The organism is Bacillus paranthracis (assembly GCF_001883995.1).
Lineage (GTDB): Bacteria > Bacillota > Bacilli > Bacillales > Bacillaceae_G > Bacillus_A > Bacillus_A paranthracis.
In genome coordinates this window covers 212,167-231,367 of the sequence record NZ_MACE01000049.1, presented here as the reverse complement: position 1 = coordinate 231,367, position 19,201 = coordinate 212,167, and the positions used below count along the sequence as shown (strand labels likewise).

Annotated in this window: 20 protein-coding genes and 1 pseudogene; 18 read left to right on the top strand and 3 right to left on the bottom strand. The window is 33.1% G+C overall.

The features are described 5' to 3' along the window. The first annotated feature begins 42 nt into the window (after positions 1 to 42). The 3 genes from tatC (at position 43) to BAQ46_RS18240 (ending at position 2,375) form a co-directional block, all read left to right on the top strand. Complete coding sequence (gene tatC / locus BAQ46_RS18250) at positions 43 to 786, top strand: twin-arginine translocase subunit TatC (protein WP_000390139.1); 744 nt, start codon at positions 43 to 45, stop codon at positions 784 to 786. A gap of 342 nt (positions 787 to 1,128) precedes the next feature. Next, on the top strand, positions 1,129 to 1,380 hold the full coding sequence (locus BAQ46_RS18245) for a DUF2535 family protein (RefSeq protein ID WP_000629015.1): 252 nt from the start codon (positions 1,129 to 1,131) through the stop codon (positions 1,378 to 1,380). A gap of 152 nt (positions 1,381 to 1,532) precedes the next feature. Continuing rightward, positions 1,533 to 2,375, top strand: coding sequence for a DegV family protein (locus BAQ46_RS18240; protein ID WP_025991670.1), 843 nt, complete (start codon positions 1,533 to 1,535; stop codon positions 2,373 to 2,375). Between the two features lie 181 nt (positions 2,376 to 2,556). On the opposite strand, the gene BAQ46_RS18235 is transcribed toward BAQ46_RS18240, so the two are convergent. Next, positions 2,557 to 3,531, bottom strand: a complete 975-nt coding sequence (locus BAQ46_RS18235) for an MBL fold metallo-hydrolase (RefSeq protein ID WP_046197521.1) — start codon at positions 3,529 to 3,531, stop codon at positions 2,557 to 2,559. A 334-nt stretch (positions 3,532 to 3,865) separates the two neighbouring features. Here BAQ46_RS18235 and BAQ46_RS18230 point away from each other — a divergent pair, with 334 nt between their 5' ends. Then, positions 3,866 to 4,453 carry an SCO family protein gene (locus BAQ46_RS18230; RefSeq protein ID WP_000833353.1) on the top strand — a complete coding sequence of 196 codons (588 nt, stop codon included), beginning with the start codon at positions 3,866 to 3,868 and terminating at the stop codon, positions 4,451 to 4,453. A gap of 38 nt (positions 4,454 to 4,491) precedes the next feature. Here BAQ46_RS18230 and BAQ46_RS18225 read toward each other — a convergent pair whose 3' ends face one another. Continuing rightward, positions 4,492 to 4,956, bottom strand: coding sequence for an Hsp20/alpha crystallin family protein (locus BAQ46_RS18225; RefSeq protein ID WP_001288083.1), 465 nt, complete (start codon positions 4,954 to 4,956; stop codon positions 4,492 to 4,494). Between the two features lie 217 nt (positions 4,957 to 5,173). Between BAQ46_RS18225 and asnB the strand changes: the two genes are divergently transcribed. From asnB to BAQ46_RS18180, 9 genes are all read left to right on the top strand, one after another. Next, positions 5,174 to 7,075, top strand: a complete 1,902-nt coding sequence (gene asnB / locus BAQ46_RS18220; protein WP_000333816.1) for an asparagine synthase (glutamine-hydrolyzing) — start codon at positions 5,174 to 5,176, stop codon at positions 7,073 to 7,075. A gap of 93 nt (positions 7,076 to 7,168) precedes the next feature. Beyond that, positions 7,169 to 7,528 (top strand): GNAT family N-acetyltransferase, encoded by a 360-nt coding sequence (locus tag BAQ46_RS18215; protein WP_000627529.1) that lies wholly within the window; start codon positions 7,169 to 7,171, stop codon positions 7,526 to 7,528. Positions 7,529 to 7,576: 48 nt separating this feature from the next. Next, the gene (locus tag BAQ46_RS18210) at positions 7,577 to 7,906 is read left to right on the top strand and encodes a hypothetical protein (protein WP_000200476.1); all 330 of its coding nucleotides are present in this window, start codon (positions 7,577 to 7,579) and stop codon (positions 7,904 to 7,906) included. A gap of 351 nt (positions 7,907 to 8,257) precedes the next feature. Beyond that, positions 8,258 to 9,112 (top strand): phosphatase PAP2 family protein, encoded by an 855-nt coding sequence (locus tag BAQ46_RS18205; RefSeq protein ID WP_071742366.1) that lies wholly within the window; start codon positions 8,258 to 8,260, stop codon positions 9,110 to 9,112. Positions 9,113 to 9,250: 138 nt separating this feature from the next. Continuing rightward, complete coding sequence (locus BAQ46_RS18200; protein WP_061130869.1) at positions 9,251 to 10,213, top strand: ABC transporter substrate-binding protein; 963 nt, start codon at positions 9,251 to 9,253, stop codon at positions 10,211 to 10,213. A gap of 126 nt (positions 10,214 to 10,339) precedes the next feature. After that, positions 10,340 to 11,215, top strand: a complete 876-nt coding sequence (gene dat / locus BAQ46_RS18195) for a D-amino-acid transaminase (protein ID WP_000648363.1) — start codon at positions 10,340 to 10,342, stop codon at positions 11,213 to 11,215. A 98-nt stretch (positions 11,216 to 11,313) separates the two neighbouring features. Continuing rightward, entirely contained in the window at positions 11,314 to 11,961 is a 648-nt protein-coding gene (locus tag BAQ46_RS18190) for a nitroreductase family protein (protein WP_001105307.1), read from the top strand. Between the two features lie 260 nt (positions 11,962 to 12,221). Beyond that, entirely contained in the window at positions 12,222 to 12,710 is a 489-nt protein-coding gene (locus tag BAQ46_RS18185; protein ID WP_000713489.1) for a hypothetical protein, read from the top strand. Positions 12,711 to 13,141: 431 nt separating this feature from the next. After that, the gene (locus BAQ46_RS18180; protein WP_048552359.1) at positions 13,142 to 13,690 is read left to right on the top strand and encodes a cysteine hydrolase family protein; all 549 of its coding nucleotides are present in this window, start codon (positions 13,142 to 13,144) and stop codon (positions 13,688 to 13,690) included. Between the two features lie 35 nt (positions 13,691 to 13,725). Here the strand turns inward: BAQ46_RS18180 and BAQ46_RS18175 are convergent, their stop codons facing one another. After that, positions 13,726 to 14,175, bottom strand: a complete 450-nt coding sequence (locus BAQ46_RS18175; protein WP_071742364.1) for an NUDIX hydrolase — start codon at positions 14,173 to 14,175, stop codon at positions 13,726 to 13,728. Positions 14,176 to 14,400: 225 nt separating this feature from the next. Here BAQ46_RS18175 and BAQ46_RS18170 point away from each other — a divergent pair, with 225 nt between their 5' ends. The 5 genes and pseudogenes from BAQ46_RS18170 to BAQ46_RS31105 all read left to right on the top strand — a co-directional run bounded on the left by BAQ46_RS18170 (position 14,401) and on the right by BAQ46_RS31105 (position 19,013). Beyond that, positions 14,401 to 14,838 (top strand): Hsp20/alpha crystallin family protein, encoded by a 438-nt coding sequence (locus BAQ46_RS18170; protein ID WP_001245059.1) that lies wholly within the window; start codon positions 14,401 to 14,403, stop codon positions 14,836 to 14,838. A gap of 299 nt (positions 14,839 to 15,137) precedes the next feature. Then, a complete protein-coding gene (locus BAQ46_RS18165) occupies positions 15,138 to 16,031 on the top strand; it encodes a mechanosensitive ion channel family protein (RefSeq protein WP_000055421.1) in 894 nt (297 codons plus the stop codon). Between the two features lie 156 nt (positions 16,032 to 16,187). Then, positions 16,188 to 17,306 carry a two-component system sensor histidine kinase CasK gene (gene casK / locus BAQ46_RS18160; RefSeq protein ID WP_001008450.1) on the top strand — a complete coding sequence of 373 codons (1,119 nt, stop codon included), beginning with the start codon at positions 16,188 to 16,190 and terminating at the stop codon, positions 17,304 to 17,306. Between the two features lie 14 nt (positions 17,307 to 17,320). After that, positions 17,321 to 17,956, top strand: a complete 636-nt coding sequence (locus BAQ46_RS18155; protein ID WP_048552366.1) for a response regulator — start codon at positions 17,321 to 17,323, stop codon at positions 17,954 to 17,956. Positions 17,957 to 18,167: 211 nt separating this feature from the next. Further along, positions 18,168 to 19,013: pseudogene (locus BAQ46_RS31105) on the top strand (MurR/RpiR family transcriptional regulator). The last annotated feature ends 188 nt before the right edge of the window (positions 19,014 to 19,201 follow it).

The following is a 19,201-nucleotide window of genomic DNA, read 5'->3' as shown; positions in this document are numbered from 1 at the left end:
TGAATTTTCTTCGAAATGGATAAATAAAGTGTGGTGAACGAGATGGAAGATCGGGAAATGAGTGTAGTAGAACATATAGTTGAGCTTCGCAAACGAGTAATATATACCGTGTTATCCTTTGTACTATTTTTAATTGTTGGGTTTACTTTTACGAAGGATATTTATTTTTGGCTTGTAAAAGACTTACCAATGAAATTAACTGTTCTCGGTCCAAGTGATGTATTGTGGATTTTTTTCTCGATTGCTACAGTATTTGCTATCGTTTGTACAATTCCTTTTGCTGCTATACAAATTTGGTTATTTGTAAAACCGGGTTTACATCCAAATGAACAAAAGATGACGTTAATGTATATACCGGTATTGTCTATATTATTTATTGCAGGTTTATGCTTTGGATATTTCGTTGTAATGCCGTTTTTATTTCATTTTTTAACTACGATAGGTAATGAAATGTTTAATACGATGTTTACGACAGAAAAGTATTTTCATTTTGTTCTTAATTTAACAGTTCCATTTGCTGTAATTTTTGAATTGCCAGTAGTAGTAATGTTTTTAACGAGTATTGGACTATTGACGGCGGAATTTCTAATAAAAATAAGAAGGTATGCTTACGTAGCATTGATTATCATTGCATCGTGTATATCACCGCCAGATTTTTTATCACATAGTTTAGTTGCGGTACCGCTTATTTGTATTTATGAAATTAGTATCGCTTTATCAAAGATTGTGAGTAAGCGAAAAAAGAAAAGAGAAGAAGAAATTCAGTCGAAAAGTGCCTCGTTATAAAGGCACTTTTTTTATTTATTTGTTATACTCTAGTTATAAACGTATACAATATAGAGAAGAAAAAAATTATAGAATCTCCAAAATTTAGACAAACTTTGCGATTTTATAAGTTTATACTGAATATATTAAGCAATATACGGATAACGAGTCCTTATCTTATTAGGAATTTAGGGTGGGGGATGGATTAGGTGAAGATGAATAGAGTATAAATCTTCTAACCATAAGGACTACAGAGATTGTCTAAGGATACTTTTGTATTCATGGGAGTCGCCACTTTAAACAACGTGTTACAGCGTAAAGTAGAAGAAGTTCAAAAATCCAATGAAAAAGAGGATTGATATTGTGATTACGAAAAGTTTTTATTTCACTCATTCAACAGGGGAGTGTATTAAAATATTTGAAATCCCTGTCCTACAAGCGCAGCATCCATTATCGTTTCTAATACAGTCTCGTCTTCAATTATTTATTGCAAAAATTCAAAAACAAAAGCACCCAAGATTTTCGTATTCTTTCCGTGAATATTTACAAAATTGTTTGAAGTGGAATGATTATTTAAATGTATATAAAACAAATACTCTTGAAAAAAATGCATGATATAGAGTGGGGACAGGGTTAAGAGCTCTGTCTTTTTCATTTTAGATATAAAAATATAATTAATTTAATGAAATTTCGTTTCAAATTGTTGAAAGCAATGGGAATACTAGTATAATAACAAGGAGAGCGTATTGGAAAGGGAAGAATATAATATGCAAAAAATTAAAATTGTAACAGATTCAACGGCAGATTTATCACAAGAGGTAATTGAGAAGTATGACATCCATGTTCTACCATTATCAATCTCTGTAAATGGACAAACATATTTAGATCGCGTTGATCTACAACCAGATGAATTTATTGAAGAAATGATTAAATCAGAGGAACTACCAAAAACATCACAACCAGCAATGGGTACATTTGTAGAAATGTATGACAAGTTAGGGGAAGATGGAAGTGAAGTACTTTCCATTCATATGACAAGTGGAATGAGTGGTACTGTGGCAACTGCAAATAGTGCTGCATCAATGACCGACACAAAAGTAACAGTTGTTGATTCGCAATTTATTACACATGCTTTAGCATATCAAGTAGTTGAAGCTGCGAAAATGGCAAATGAAGGACGCTCACTAGAAGAAATTTTAAAACGTGTAGATGAAGTAAGGAAGAATACTCGATTATATGTAGTAGTAGATACATTAGAAAACTTAGTGAAGGGTGGGCGTATCGGTAAAGGAAAAGCGTTTATCGGTTCGCTACTTAATATAAAGCCAATTGCTAGCCTTGAAGATGGTGTTTATAACCCTGTAACGAAAGTGCGTAGCCAAGGTCAAATTGTAAAAACGTTAGCTAAGTTATTTGAGGAAGATACAGCTGGAAAAGTTGTAAAAGCTGTGGCAATTCCGCATGCGAAAGCAATTCCTTTAGCTGAAAATGTAAAAGCGGCTGTTGAAAAAGTAAGTGGATTTGCTAAATCAGAAATTTTCTTTACAACGCCTATTATTAGTACTCATACAGGTCCGGGTGCAATTGGATTTATGTATTTAGCAGAGTAATAAAAAAGCTACTTGAAATTTATTTCAAGTAGCTTTTTTATGTGAATAGAAAGTAAGAAATAAGAAGGGCTATACAGGCACTCCCGCTAATGATATAGCGAGTCTGTAAATATTCATTCATAAAAAACACCCTTTATGATTTTCTATATTATATGTTGAATATAGAAAATCAGTAGTTACGTTACACATGTAATGTTTCAATTTTTTCATTCACTTTCTTATAATGTGTTTCGCTATTATAAATGAAAGTTTGACCTAAAAAGAGTACATGCAGTTGTTCCCATGGTAACATACGTAAATTCCAATTATTTCGAAGCCTTGTTATTGCCTCGCGAGGTGTTTCATCAGCGAGTGCAAAAGCTCCGTAATGCATTGGTATAAAGTGTGTAGCATTTAAATCTAAATAAGCTTGCACTGCTTCTTCAGGTGAAACGTGAGATATTTTCATAAACCATTCTGGTTCATAAGCTCCAATTGGCATAAGGGCAATATCAATTGAAAAGCGTTTGCCAATTTCTTTGAAACCTTGGAAATAGCCACTGTCTCCACAAAAATAAATGGTTTCCTCCACATTGTCATTTTTAATAATCCATCCACCCCAGTGAGATGTGTTCATATCAAATAATGATCTTCTCGTCCAGTGCTGAGCAGGTACGAAGTGAAAGGAAACATCATCAATAGTCGTACTTTCCCACCATTTATACTCTTCTACATTATTGAATTTTTTACGAGTAAATAATTTTTTTAGCCCAATGGGTACTAAGTATAATACGTCATCATTAAGTTGGCGAAGTGTTGAAAAATCTAAATGATCATAATGACCATGTGAAATGAGGACAATATCAATTTTAGGTAGTTCTTGTATAGAAAGACCAGGTTCAGTAAGTCTTGAGACTAGCTTCAATTTATTGGCCCATACTGGATCCGTTAGTATATTAAGTCCATTCGTTTGGATAAGAAAAGTAGAATGCCCAATCCATGTGACAGTCGTTTTTTCAATATTACTTTGCAAAAATGCACTTTGTTTAACGGGTGATTGTTCTACTAAGAAAGAAAAATCTTTTTTGTTTTGCTTTCGTTCTTTACGCCAGCGTATAAAAGAGCGAATTGATTTTTTTGTACTCACATTATCCATATTTTCATAGCGCTTTGCCATGAACATCACCTCATTTAAAATCGTTGTAATTGTATTGTACCGAAATGTTGTTAAGGAATACAGTGTATAACATGGATGAATGTTTAAATAATTGTAAAAAAACAGGAAGGTGCATTTACAAAAATAACAATAGAATTAGTTTTGCGACGATTATTTAGAGAAATAATAGTAAAAAAATTATTTTGTCTAGTAATTCGCTTGAAATAAAGAAGTAACATACGTAAATTCGTACGATTTCGTGAACAAATGTAGTAAACAATTTTCTCGTAGTGTTAACTTTTGTTATGATAAACATAACCTATTTAAATTTAGGATAGAGAAAAGAGGTTTATAAATGAAGCGTTATCAAAAAGTAATTGGTCTTATGGTTGTATTTTGTCTCTTTGTACTTGCTGGATGTAGTGGATCAGGTTCAAAGCTTCGTAAACCATTGAATTGGGATTTAGAAACTTTCCAATTTACAAATCAAGATGGAAAGCCATTTGGTACAAAAGATTTAAAAGGGAAAGTTTGGGTTGCAGATTTTATGTTCACAAACTGTCAAACAGTTTGTCCGCCAATGACTGCTAATATGGCGAAATTGCAGAAAATGGCAAAGGAAGAGAAATTAGATGTTCAGTTTGTATCATTTAGCGTAGATCCTGACCTTGATAAGCCAGAAAACTTGAAAGCTTTCATTCAAAAGTTTACAGAAGATACAAGTAACTGGAACCTGTTAACAGGTTATTCGTTAGAAGATATTACAAAGTTTTCAAAAGATAATTTCCAATCACTTGTAGATAAACCTGAAAATGGTCAAGTGATACATGGTACGTCATTTTATTTAATTGATCAAAACGGAAAAGTAATGAAAAAGTACAGTGGCATTAGTAATACGCCGTATGAGGACATTATACGTGATATGAAGCGATTAGCAGAATAAAAAGAAGGGTGCAGATTAAAGCACCCTTCTTTTTTACATTAATCTATGGATAAAATGTCATGTTGCTGTGGAAGTTTTGGAGCCCGAATTTCTAACACGCCATTTTGATACGAAGCTTTTGCTGCTTTTTTATTAATGGAGTACGGTAATTTAATTAATCTGGATGCTTCTGAAATAGAACGTTCTCGGCGATAATAGTTATGAGAAGTTTCTTCTTCAGCCTCTTCAAGTATCTCTTCTTTTACAGAGACTTTTAAGTATTCACTTTGTATTTCAATTTGAATTTGTTCTTTTTGTATACCTGGTAGTTCAGCTGTAACAACGAGTTCTTCACCAACTTCATATAAATCTACAGGGAATGTTAATAAACGATTTCCTTTTTGGAAAAAATGATTTAAATCAGCAATTACATTGCGAAGTGGTGTTTGCTCGAAGAAATCATCAATTTGCTTTAAATAATTGCGAACCGGTGGGCGAGAAGAGTCTTTTTTTTCTTCACTCATGGTATTCCCTCCTAGAAATCAATTTGCAATATCATATGACAAAAGCGGAGAAAGGTGATTGCCTAATTTTCATGTTTTCATAAAAAATTGTTAAAAATGTGAAATGGAGTGATTTTTTTATAGTTTTTGGTCGCCATATTCAGTTGATTATGCTAGTATAAATAGGGTTGATATAGTAGTATAGAGACAGAATGAAAACTGAAAGAGGGTAAGAAGTATGTGTGGTTTTGTAGGATGTTTATGTGAAAACCCTAGAGAGTTTTCAGAAACAGAAAAACATCAATTTGAAAATATGAACACGATGATTTTCCACCGTGGTCCAGATGACGAAGGATATTTTCGTGATGAGCATGTACAATTTGGCTTCCGCCGTTTAAGTATCATTGACTTAGAGGCAGGACATCAGCCGCTAACTTATGAAAATGATCGATATGTAATTATTTTTAATGGTGAAATTTACAACTATGTAGAATTACGTGAAATGTTACTTGAAAAAGGTGCAACGTTTGCAACGCAATCTGATACAGAAGTTATCATTGCATTGTATGCACATATGAAAGAAAAATGTGTAGACTACCTTCGTGGTATGTTTGCATTTATGATTTGGGATCGTGAAGAAAAGAAACTTTTCGGTGCACGTGACCACTTCGGTATTAAACCTTTATACATCGCACAACAAGGTGATACTACATTCTTCGCATCTGAGAAGAAAAGTATTATGCATGTGATGGAAGATAAAGGCGTTAACCCAACGTCATTACAACATTACTTTACGTACCAATATGGTCCAGAGCCAGAAACATTAACAATTGATGTTAATAAAATCGAACCTGGTCATTATTTCGTAAAAGAAATCGGTAAAGAGATGGAAATCCATCGCTACTGGAAACCTTATTTCAATGCTTCAAGTGCAACGAAAGAGGAGCATATCCAAGCAATTCGTGATGTGTTATATGATTCAGTAAAAGTGCATATGCGCAGTGATGTACCAGTAGGTTCATTCTTATCTGGTGGTATCGATTCATCTATCATCGCTTCTATCGCAAGAGAAATGAATCCAAATCTTTTAACATTCTCTGTTGGTTTTGAGCAACGTGGTTTCAGTGAAGTTGATGTTGCGAAAGAAACTGCTGAGAAATTAGGTGTTAAAAACCATAACGTATTCATTTCAGCGAAAGAGTTTATGGATGAGTTCCCAAAAATCATTTGGCATATGGATGATCCTTTAGCAGATCCAGCAGCTGTACCGTTGTACTTCGTTGCAAAAGAAGCACGTAAGCATGTAACAGTTGTTCTTTCAGGCGAAGGTGCAGACGAGCTATTTGGTGGTTATAACATTTATCGTGAGCCAAACTCACTGAAAATGTTCTCTTACATTCCTAGCCCAGGTAAGAGCGTTCTAAAAGCACTAAGTGGTGCTCTTAAAGAAGGCTTTAAAGGAAAGAGCTTCCTAGAGCGTGGATGTACGCCAATTGAAGAGCGTTACTATGGAAACGCGAAAATCTTCCGTGAAGAAGAGAAAGCTGAATTAATGAAGTATTACAATGAAAGTGTTAACTATATGGATATCACGAAACCATTGTATAACGAAATTAAAGATTATGATGATGTAAGCAAAATGCAATACATTGACATGTTCACTTGGTTACGCGGTGACATTTTATTAAAAGCTGATAAAATGACAATGGCGAACTCATTAGAACTTCGCGTACCGTTCTTAGATAAAGAAGTATTCGATGTTGCATCTAAAATTCCAACTGAATTTAAGATTGCTAACGGAACTACGAAAGCTATTTTACGTGAAGCAGCACGCGGAATCGTTCCAGATCACGTATTAGATCGTAAAAAACTTGGATTCCCAGTACCAATTCGTCACTGGTTAAAAGACGAAATGCATGATTGGGCTATCAATATTATAAACGAGAGTAAAACAGAGCATTTAATCGACAAACAGTATGTATTAAACTTACTGGAAGCACATTGTGCAGATAAAGGCGATTATAGCCGTAAAATTTGGACTGTACTTGCGTTTATGGTATGGCATCAAATTTATGTTGAGCATAAATACGATACGAATAAGTTCCACGAAGAAACGAAACGTGCGTATAGCTTAGTTTAATTAGAAAAACCTTAAGATCGCATATGGTCTTAAGGTTTTTTTCATAAATAGGACGTATTATTGATACAATAATAGTAAAAGGATGGACAACATATGATTACGTTTGAAAAAGTAACTGTAGAAAATGAAAGCGTTGTTAAAGAAATGTTTTACTCACATAGTTTAAGTGAGAAACAGGTACAGTATTGTGTGAAAGTCGATGATACATATATTGGTGTAATAGATTATCGTGTTCAAGGGGAGACTGCGGTTTTATCTCAGTTAATTATTCACTCTGATTATCAAAGTTACGGTTATGGGACAAATACGTATTTTACATTTGAAATGATGATGAAAGAAAGAAATGTGAAAGAGATAAAGGTATTACAAACGGAATTAACAGAACAAGCGAAATCTTTCATAGAGAGCTTTGGATTTAATGTGGAAGACGGAATATATGTGAAGAAAATATAACGATGAGTAGTTATGCGGGATAAATATAAGGCAGGTGGGTGTATGACGATGACTTCTGGTCTTGTATTAATTGGAGGATGTTTTTTAGTAGCGGAGCTAAGCCATATGCTTATTCGAAAAAGAATGAATAAGAAGAGAAAGCCATATGAATTACAATATGCCCCAGTGTTTTTCCTTTTGTTTTGTATGCTACTTACATTACAAAACATAACGAACTTTCCACCGCTGTTAAATATTTTTTTGAAGTTTGGTTTGCTGTATAGTACCACTGGAATAGCCCTTTTATTTCTTTTATTTTGCATACGTTATATTCACTATCAATCGTATATATTTATTTTAAATTGGTTAAAACAAAATGATAGAAACCGCCTTACATAAGGCGGTTTTTTAATTTGTAATTGTAATGGCTTTGTATATAAAACTCAAAATTCCATTGAAATTTATAAAAATGATTAGAGGATTTAACATATTATCTGTTTTTAGTATGTGGTACTATATATTCTTAATCTGTAACGTAAGTGGGTGTATAAATTGGAAATGTTAATCAACTAGTTTGTCTCGCTTTAATGGGCAGTAAGACCCACACCTCAAAATTCAACGAAAGCAAAGAAGTTAGATGGGGATTGGGCTGCCCATAAAAGTCCGATTGGTTAGGGCTGATTAAAGTTTCACTTTATATGAAGTGCTAAAAAATAGCAGAATTAAATTTTAGGGAGGTATCGTGTTTGTATGTTTAATATTGATATGTTATTTCTTGAATGGATGATCAGTCTGGAGGGAAGTGTACTTACAGCACTTTTTAAACTTGTATCTATTATTGCAAATGAAACATTATATTTAATTGTTATTTCAATTTCGTATTGGTGCGTTTCTAAAAGAAAAGCATTTCATATGATTGTTATGCTTTGTTTCTCTGGATATATAGGGATAGTGATAAAAGAATTTATGAAAATTCCGCGACCGTATACATACGACGGAATTCAATCTTTATATGAAAAATCAGCTGCAAGTTATTCTTTCCCAAGTACACACGTGCAGTTAGCAACAACGTTTTGGGGTTCATTTATGATTTTATGTAAAAAGAGAATCATTTGGATGATTGGTATTGTTTTTATTATATTAGTTTCTATTTCTCGTCTATATTTACGTGTACATTGGCTCAGTGATATAATAGGTGCCGTTTTATTTAGTGTCATAGTTGTTTATTTATATACGAAGGTAACAATGGGATTAAGTGATAGGAAATTTATATTGTTACAACGAATTATATTGGCTGTTTCACTCATTATGTATGTTATGACAAGCCAAGTAGATAATCTTAAATTACTAGGAGTTTTGACAGGTTCTACGATTGGTATCATGTTAGAGAATCATTTTATTAATATGAATGAAAGTAATGATTTTAAAATGCAAGTGGTAAAAACAGTATTGGGTCTTAGTATTTTGTTAGTGGTACAGCTCCTATTAAAAAAAGTCATACCTGATATGTATTATTTACGTTATGTATTGACTGGATTTACAATTACTTTCTTATGTCCATTTATGTTTCACATGTTACGAATAAAAAATGTGAGTAGCAAATAAATATAAAAATAGTTTGAATAAAAATGAGGTCTAAATTATATATATTGAAAAAGTTTTCTGATATATCTATTGACAATGTATGAGATATACATTAATCTTTAAGATGTAAATGATAATCAATTTCAACTAGGAGGACTTATGACACGCACTAAAAATATACTTATATTTTGCGTTATGCTACTAACGATCATAATCGCAGGGTGTAGTAAAGAAGAGAAGAAAGAAAATGAGACATCAGCTAAAGCAAAAGATTCGTATACGATAAAACATGCAATGGGCGAAACGACAGTAAATGGTACGCCAAAAAGAGTTGTTGTTTTAACAAATGAGGGCGCTGAGGCACTTTTATCTGTTGGAGTAACGCCGGTTGGAACGACGAAACCACGAGCTGGTGATGAATGGTATCCTCATTTAGCGAAAGGGTTAAAAAATACGAAAGTAGTAGGAACTGAGCGTGACATTAATTTAGAAGCAGTAATGAAGCTTCAGCCGGATTTAATTATCGGAAATAAAATGCGTCACGAAAAAATATACGAACAATTAAAAGAAATCGCGCCAACAGTATATGCTGAAACATTACGCGGTGATTGGAAAGAAAACTTTACACTTTATACGAAAGCTGTAAATAAAGAAAGAGAAGGGCAAAATGCTCTTAATGATTATAAAAAGCGTATTGCAGGAATAAAAGAAAAATTAGGTGATAAAGTTAACTCTAAAGTTTCTATTATTCGTTTCGTCCCTGGTGACGTTCGTATTTATCAAAAAAATTCATTCTCAGGTGTTGTATTAAATGATATTGGATTTAAACGACCACCATTACAAGATAAAGATGAATTTGCAATTAAAGGAATTACAAAAGAGCAAATTCCAAATATGGACGGGGATTATTTATTCTATTTCACATCTGATAAAGACGCGGATAAGAATAATGAAGGAAATACATTAGCAAAAGAATGGACAGAAGATCCACTCTTTAAACAACTGCAGGCTTCTAAAGAGAATAAAGTATTCCAAGTAGATGAAGTGATTTGGAATACAGCAGGTGGTATTGTAGCTGCAAATCTTATGTTAGATGATATTGAAAAATATTTTCTGAAGTAAATAAAAATTGCATCACTTTAAATAGGTGATGCAATTTTTATTTTGTTAAAATACAGAAAATTCCTTTTTTTGATCGTGCATAAGTTGTACAATTAAAACAATCATGAAATAAAGGAGTGGGAATAAATGAAAGCTACTCATAAAGATTGGATTTTATTTAACGGAAGAATTGTAAATACGAAGGAAGAACAGCCGATGATTCCATTAGAGGAGAGAGGCTTTCAATTTGGTGATGGTATATACGAGGTATTCAGACTATATGATGGGAAGCCACATTTATTAGATTTACATTTAGAACGATTCTTTCATTCTATGGAAGAAATAAAATTAATTCCACCGTTTACTAAGGAAGAGTTAATGGAAGAGTTATATCAAATGATTGAAAAAAATAAATTTCAGGAAGATGGGAATGTATATTTGCAAATATCAAGAGGGGTTCAAGCACGTAATCATGTATATGAGTCAAATATGCAACCAACATATTTTGCAAACATTGTTTCTTTTCCACGACCAATTGCTTCTATGGAACGAGGAATAAAAGTTACTGTAGAAGAGGATATACGCTGGAAGTTCTGTCATATAAAATCCTTAAACCTGCTACCTAATATTATGATTAAAAATAAAATAAACGAACAAGGCTATCAAGAAGCGATATTAGTACGAGATGGAATTGTAACGGAAGGGTGTCATTCAAATTTCTTTATGGTGAAAAATAATAAATTGATTACACATCCGGCTGACAATTTCATTCTACACGGCATTACACGTCACTATGTTATTACATTAGCGAAAGAGTTACATATTGAAGTAGAAGAAAGAGAATTTCCACTTCAAGAAGTGTATGAGGCCGATGAATGCTTCTTCACAGCGACGCCACTTGAAATATTCCCAGTCGTTCAAATTGGTGACGAGCAGTTCGGGAACGGCGAAAGAGGACCGATTACAAAGAAACTCCAAGTTGCATATGAAGAAAGTATTCGTTTGTTTAAAGTTACGAACTAATATTGAAGAAAAAAGCTGGTATTACTCCAGCTTTTTTTCATGATATAATTCAAGGATAGGACAAGATTTGAAAACGCTGTAAAAAGGGGATTTAATGTATGAATTATGAAGATTTTAAAGAAGTAATTCACGGTAGACGAAGTGTTAGAAAGTTCACAGAACAAGAAGTATCCACTAGTGATATAAAAGAAATTATTGATTGTGCTCGTTATGCACCGAGTGATACGAACTCACAAACTTGGGAGTTCTTGGTCATTATGAACCGAGAGAAAATTAAAGAAATTGAACAAATGACATGGGATGCATTACATAAACTTGCGGCAAAAGCGGCAGAAACCGGAGAAGAGAAAGCAGGGAAATTACTTACACGTTCTTTTGGACCATATGCAACAGCTTTCTCGGAGGCACCAGTATTAATCGTATGTTTGGCAACGCCATATGAATCAAAGTTTCGTGAAAAGATATTTGATCCGATTGCTTTTGTTCCAGATTCAGTTTGGGAAGAAGAAGGAATTAAGAGCAGCTGTTTAGCGGCCCAAAACTTAATGTTGGCTGCACATGCGAAGGGGCTTGGTACATGCCCAATGACAGGACCGGTATTATTAGCTCAAGATGAACTACGACAATATTTACAAATTGAGCCTGAAAAACAAATAAATATGGTTATTTCACTCGGTTTTCCGAAGGATAAGCCGAAGAAACTTCCAAGAAAAGAAGTGGATGAGATTACAACATTTGTTTTTTAAAGCCGAAAATAAAAAGACATTGAATGAAACAATGTCTTTTTATTTTGGATAGGTATGTAATTAATCCATTAGGCTAAAATGATAGATAAGAGGGAATTACTATTTATTTCATAAAAAAAATTAATGTTCTATTAAGGAAAGTATGATACATTAATCGTGAGCAAGATTCTAGTTGTTCATGAAAGTGTTGAAAGTAGTCTTAAAATTTAAAAGTTATTTTTGTATAATAAATTATAATGAAATGACAGGGGGGATGAATTTTGAAAAAATTCATAATCACTGGATTGTCTGTATTGTTATTAGTTGGTTGCGGTGCTCCAAAGGAAAAAGAGGGTACACAATCAAAGCCTGAAGAACAAGTCGTAAACGCAAGTAATGAGAATATAGTTGTATTTCCGGAAGGCGTAATGCCAATTGGAGAAGGAAAAGTGAAAGTTATTACTCCAGATGGTACTTCTGACAATGGCAATATACCAACCGTATTCATCAAAAAGGATACTTTAATTCAACACGTGGAATTAGAGCTTTCTAATTTTCAAAATGATAAAGAAACATTCGTATTTGTAGATCAAGTATTTGCAGATAAACATCAAGTAACTAGTACAACACAGACAACAGTACAATTAAAAGAAAAGGCGCTTGAAACAGGTAGTCATACGATTACTGCAGTTCAGTATGAAAACAATGACCCGAAAGGAAAGGTTATTAGTTTTAATCAAGCGACATTTGAGACAAAACCTGCGTCTTAATAAGGATAAAAAGTACATTACTCAAAAAAGTAGTGTGCTTTTTTGTTTGGACTAGAATGTACAATAGTGAATCACTTGTTTCGTTTTCTAATACAATTAAATAGAAAGAAATCACTTGTTACTACTATGATAGAAAAAAGGTTGAAGATGTGAATCGGTGTATTTATATCGTCTTGATTAGTATGAGGATGGCAGTAATTTGGTTTATGATACAAGAGGTTATACAAGTTACGCTCAAGGATCAAATTCATGACTTATTAAAAGGAGCTATTTGTTTTACCATTGTTTCTCTATTATATGATAAACTCGGACTAAGGTAAGTTTCAGAAGAAAAATGTAGGTATTTTATTTGAAATGTCGAATAGTACATACGATGTCGTAATAACGAATTTTCTATTGTTTACTGTGAAACAGGAGAAGGAGAGATAGTAATGAAACGAGCTCTTATAAATATTGATTATACATATGATTTTGTAGCTGAGAAAGGTGCTTTAACATGCGGAAAACCAGGACAAGAAATTGAGAAGGAAATTGTCCATTTAACGAAGCAATATATTGAAAATGGAGATTACGTAGTCTTTGCAATCGATAAACATGAAGAAAACGATGTATATCATCCAGAATCAAAGTTATTCCCGCCTCATAACATAGCCGGTACAAATGGAAGAGAATTATTTGGTGAATTACAAGATGTGTATGAAACATATAAAAATGCAGAGAATGTATATTATATGGATAAAACACGATATAGTGCATTTACAGGAACAGACCTAGAGATGAAGTTACGAGAAAGAGGAATAGAAGAAGTTCATCTTGTAGGTGTTTGCACTGATATTTGTGTTCTTCATACAGCGGTAGATGCTTATAATAAAGGATTTAAAATTGTAGTGTATGAAAAGGCGGTTGCATCTTTCAATGCGCAAGGGCATGAATATGCACTTGGACATTTTAAATCTTGTTTAAACGCAGAAGTGAAGTGAAAAAAGAGACCTTTAAAAAGGTCTCTTTTTTACGTTTAAATAGAAACGACATTTTGCTCGATTAGTTTTTTTATGAACGGGCTTATTTTTTCTGGTAACGCATTTATATCAAAAAATTGTACATGTAATGATTCAATTCCATCAGCTTTTAACGTACCGCCTGTAATGTCTTTACAAAGGTAGGCAATAGTTATAGGGTAAAATTCATCACCGTTCGGTAATTTTACAAAAAATTCTTTTCCAGAAAATACGCTAATTAATTGTAAGGTTCCTATTTCAATCCCTGTTTCTTCGAGCACTTCTCGTCTCCCAGCTTCTTCTGTTGATTCACCAAGTTCAACGAATCCACCAGGAACACCCCAAATACCATTTTGCCTTTGCTGAAGTAATATTTGTCCTTGTTCATTGAAAACAGCTACAGCAACTCCTGCTAGATTGAGTGGTCTTGATCCGACAACTTTTCTAAGTTCTTCAATATATCCCATTGTATGTAACCTCCGTAAGAAAAAATAAAAGCAAATAAACTATTCGTTATTATGTAAATATATTCCTCTTTATAAGGGGAGAGATGACATATAACTTATTTGTGTTATTTGGTAAAATATACATCAAAAAAGGTCAAATAAAATCTTTGACCTTTTTTGACCAAATGCTATAATAAAGACAGAAAGAGATAATCTTTCATTCATAAACAATAAGGAGGAAAAAATATGCGTAATTTATTTCCAGAAATAACAAAACGTCAAAATGGTATTTTTGATTTTGGGCCTTCTTTATTAGAGGGGATGACAGATGCTTTCTTTAAACCGATGAACATGGATACTTTTAAAGTAGATGTTCATGAACAATCTGATAAATATACAGTGAAAGCAGATTTACCAGGTTTTCAAAAAGAAAACATTCAAGTTGAATTTGAACAAGATGTATTAACGATTCAAGCAACTAATCATAATGAAGTAGAAGAAAAAAATGAGAATGGCATATATATTCGTAAAGAACGTTCTATAGGTTCTGTAACTCGACGCTTTAATTTTAAACAAGTTGAGGAAGAAAATGTTAAAGCAAATTATAAAGATGGCGTACTGACAATTGAATTGCCAAAATTGAAAGAAGAAAAAAGTAGTAAGACAACAATTAATATCGAATAAAAGAGCTGATAAATTCAGCTCTTTTTTTACGTAGTTAATGAATAAATGAGTTGAAATCATAATGAGACGAATAAAGTTTCAACGTATAAAAAAATTTCAAGATTTGCTCCCCCTTAGGTTATTAAAAAGGGTATATTTAAAGGGAAAGGAAAAGAACATCTAGACATACTATATAAACTGAATTAGTAATAAAGTCAAAATACATAGTAAGGGTAGTGGCATTTTAGATTAGGATAATAGATTTTCCTAGAATAAACTGAGACGATTATGAATTTTTTAATTAGTAAGGAAGTGGTTAGATGAGTTTATTAACGTATACTGAAGAATTTTTTAATTATGTAAGGGAGTTTTTGCTTTTAAGATTTTTACTATTTGCTTTCGTTCTAATCATTATTTCTTTTGTAATAAACCGCATTATTGATTGGTTTTTTAGGAAATCAAGCTTTTTTGATGAAGAGGTAGAGCAAACGATTCAAAGTGTGATTCGATCTATTTTTAGATATATCATTATCATCAGTCTAATTATATATTTAATTAGTCAATTTGTAGATATAAAAAGTATCATTGCAGGTGCAGGGATAGCAGGGGTTGTTATCGGTTTTGCTGCACAACAGATGCTGAAAGATGTTATATTAGGCTTTGCGAGATTAGCGGACAAAGAGTTTCGTGTTGGCGATTTTGTTACTTTTAACGGAACAAACTCAGGAACAATTGAGGAAATTAGTATTCGTTTTATGCAAATTCGTGAATGGTCAGGAAAACTCCTTACCATACCACATGGAGAGATTAGAACGATACAAAATTTTAATAAAGGCTGGATGCGTGTAATTGAACGGATTACAGTAAGTTATCAGGAAAATCCTACAAGAGTTAAGGAATTGTTAGAAGAAGTTTGTGTGAATTGTAATGAAAAATTGGCTCCAAGTCTTTATAAAGTAGAGGATGAAGCTGTTGAACCATTTAAATATGTTGGTGTTACAGATTTAAACCCGAATCTGAAATACGTTGGATATGAATTTTGTATTACAGGTTTAATAAAACCGGAAGATTATTTTGAAACTTCTAGACAAGTAAGATTTGAATTAATGTCTATGTTCCATAAGAATCAAGTGCAAATGCCAGCAGCAAATATGGTTGTTACTACTGAAAGTTTACAGCATAGACAAGGTGGACAATCTTTATCGGACAGCTAAAGTAGAATAGTTTGGTAACGGAAGTGCTGCTTTCAACATTGGATAGAAAAATAATAATAAAATGATTGATATAAAAAAGAGCTGAAGGAATTCAGTTCTTTTTAATTTGTAGAATTTAGAAATTTCTTAATGTTATAATGATAGATGGTGATGAAAATGAACTTTGAAGAAAAAGAGATGCATCGTTTAGAAGCATTAAAAGAAATTGCTGAATTATTAAATGAAGCAACGGACTTACAAGACATGTTAGAAAAAGTGTTACATACATTGTTACAAGTTATGAATTTACAAACAGGCTGGATCTTTTTTATTGATGAAAGTGGAAAACACCGTATGCTTGTAGATCAAAACTTACCGCCAGCTCTTACGTGGCAAGAGAAGAAGCCGATGTGTGAAGGAGACTGCTGGTGTGTAGAGCGTTTTGTAAATGGAAGATTAGAAAAAGCGACTAATATTATTGAATGTAAGCGAATTGAGGATGCAATTGAATGTAACTGGGGGGAGACCGAAGATGTTACGCATCATGCGACAATTCCATTAAGGTCTGGATCGGAGAAATTCGGTCTATTAAATGTGGCTGCGCCTCAAAAAACACATTTTTCAGAGGAAGAATTGGCATTATTAGAATCAATTGCATTTCAAATAGGAACGACAATCCAACGTATTCAGTTAGTAGAGAAAGAACGTAAATATGTAGTAGTAGCTGAAAGAAATCGACTTGCACGTGATTTACATGATTCAGTAAAACAATTGTTATTTTCTATTATGCTAACCGCAAAAGGTACTTTAAATATGACACAAGATAGAGACTTGCAAGAGATGTTGAGCTATATTGGAGAATTATCACAAGAAGCATTACAAGAGATGACACTTTTGATTTGGCAATTAAGACCGGAGGGATTAGAGAAAGGTTTAGCAGAAGCAATTCAAAATTATGGAAAGTTGTTAGGGATTCATGTGGAAGTTCGAATTGATGGAATGGTTTCAATTGGAGATGAAATAGAAGAAGTTTTATGGCGTATTAGTCAAGAAGCAATACATAATTGTAAAAAACATGCTTCGTGTGAAAAGGTAAATGTTCTTTTAAAAATAGAAGATAACCAGTTGTATTTTTACATAGAGGATAACGGAATAGGATTTATACAAGATCAAGTAAGAGATTCGGCACTCGGTTTAAAAAGTATGAAGGAGCGTATTCAGTTAATGAACGGATCGTTTCAAATAAAAACGGAGCTGAAAAAGGGTACAAAAATAGAAATTCAATTACCGGTTTGAAGGGGAGAAGAAGGTTGAAGATTAAACTACTACTAGTTGAGGATCATCATATCGTTCGAAGAGGACTTGTATTCTTTTTGAAAACGAGAGAAGAATTTGAAATTGTTGGGGAAGCAGGAAATGGTGAAGAGGCATTCACATTCGTCCGAACGGAAAGACCAGATGTAGTGTTAATGGATCTATCAATGCCAAAGATGGATGGTATTGAAGCAACAAAACGAATAAAACAATATGATGAAACAATAAAGATACTCATATTAAGCAGTTTTTCAGAGCAAGATTATGTTTTACCAGCACTAGAAGCTGGAGCAGATGGATATCAATTAAAAGAAGTACAACCTGAACAACTTGTAGCTTCTATTGTTGCAGTACACCAAGGAAATGCGAATTTTCATCCGAAAATAACACCAGCACTATTAGGACGGTCAGCAGTCAAGAAAGAAAAAGAAAATCCTTTTTCCATGTTAACAAAAAGAGAGAAAGAGGTACTTCGTGAAATTGCGAAAGGGCGAAGTAATAAGGAAATTGCAGCAGAGCTTCATATTACAGAACAAACTGTGAAAACACATGTTTCAAATATTTTAGCTAAATTGGAAGTAGATGATCGTACGCAAGCTGCGCTGTACGCAGTGAAACACGGCGAGAAATAATAAGTATGAATAATTGTGTCACTTATTATGAAAGGATACATAGGAACAATTAAAAATTTATAGTAATGCTGAATAAAGTTTTTTCTTCTTTCAATAATTAGGTACAATAAAGTGAAACTTTAATCAGTGGAGGGTCTATCCCCACTGATTATTAGTCCACACCAATTGGTTTTTTACGGGATAAAGCTACGATGGAAGGGGAAGATATGCTATGCCTGAAACGAGAAGTGGGATTGGAAGATTCAGGCTTCGTTAAACGGTTTGTCACCGAAATTGCGAAGTATTGCCGAACATATTTTGAAACATCCGCAAGATGTTGTACATAAACCTATTACTGAATTAGCAGAAGTTACGAATAGTTCTGAAGCTACGATATTCCGCTTATGTAAACACCTTGGTTTGCAAGGATTTCAAGATTACATTAGCTCGTGAAATTGTACATACACCGATGCAAAATATTCATGAAGAAGTATCAGTAGAAGATAGTATGGTAACAGTTGCTAAAAAAGTTTTTCATTCGCATATTACAGGACTGCAAGATACATTGCATTTGTTAAATGATACGGCATTAGAGCAAGCTGTCAAAGTCTTACAAGAAGCAAGTCGTATTGAGTTTTACGGAAATGGTGGCTCTGGTATTATTGCGATGGATGCGTATCATAAGTTTATGAGAACAGGTATTTCATGTATCGCTCATACGGATTCGCATTTTCAAATTATGGGAGCAGGTTTGCTCTCGAAAAATTCAGTTGTTATCGGCATTTCTCATTCTGGTAGCAATAAAGGGTTACTTGAAGCATTAGAAATAGCGAGAGCAAGAGGAGCTAAAATTATTGCGATTACGAGCTATCAGAAATCGGCATTAAGTCAACTTGCTGATATAACGCTCTATACTTCAACACGTGAGACAGAATTCCGCACAGAAGCAAGTTCATCACGGTTAGCACAGTTAAGCTTATTAGATACTTTGTATGTAGGATTGTCGCTGCAACGACAAGAGGAAACACTAAAAAATTTACAAAGTATACGTGAAACGATTTCAATGAAAAGAATATAAGAAAAGCTCTTCAAATGAAGAGCTTTTTTTATTGGCGAATAGTTTACTGATTTATTTTCTTGTAGAAATATGCGACTTACTTATAGTTAGTGAGAGACTCTCATATTTTAAAAATATAAAATAAAAACCAATTTATGCAATAATTCAAATATTGTTCATAAATTCACAAAATGTTTATGAAGTGTCAT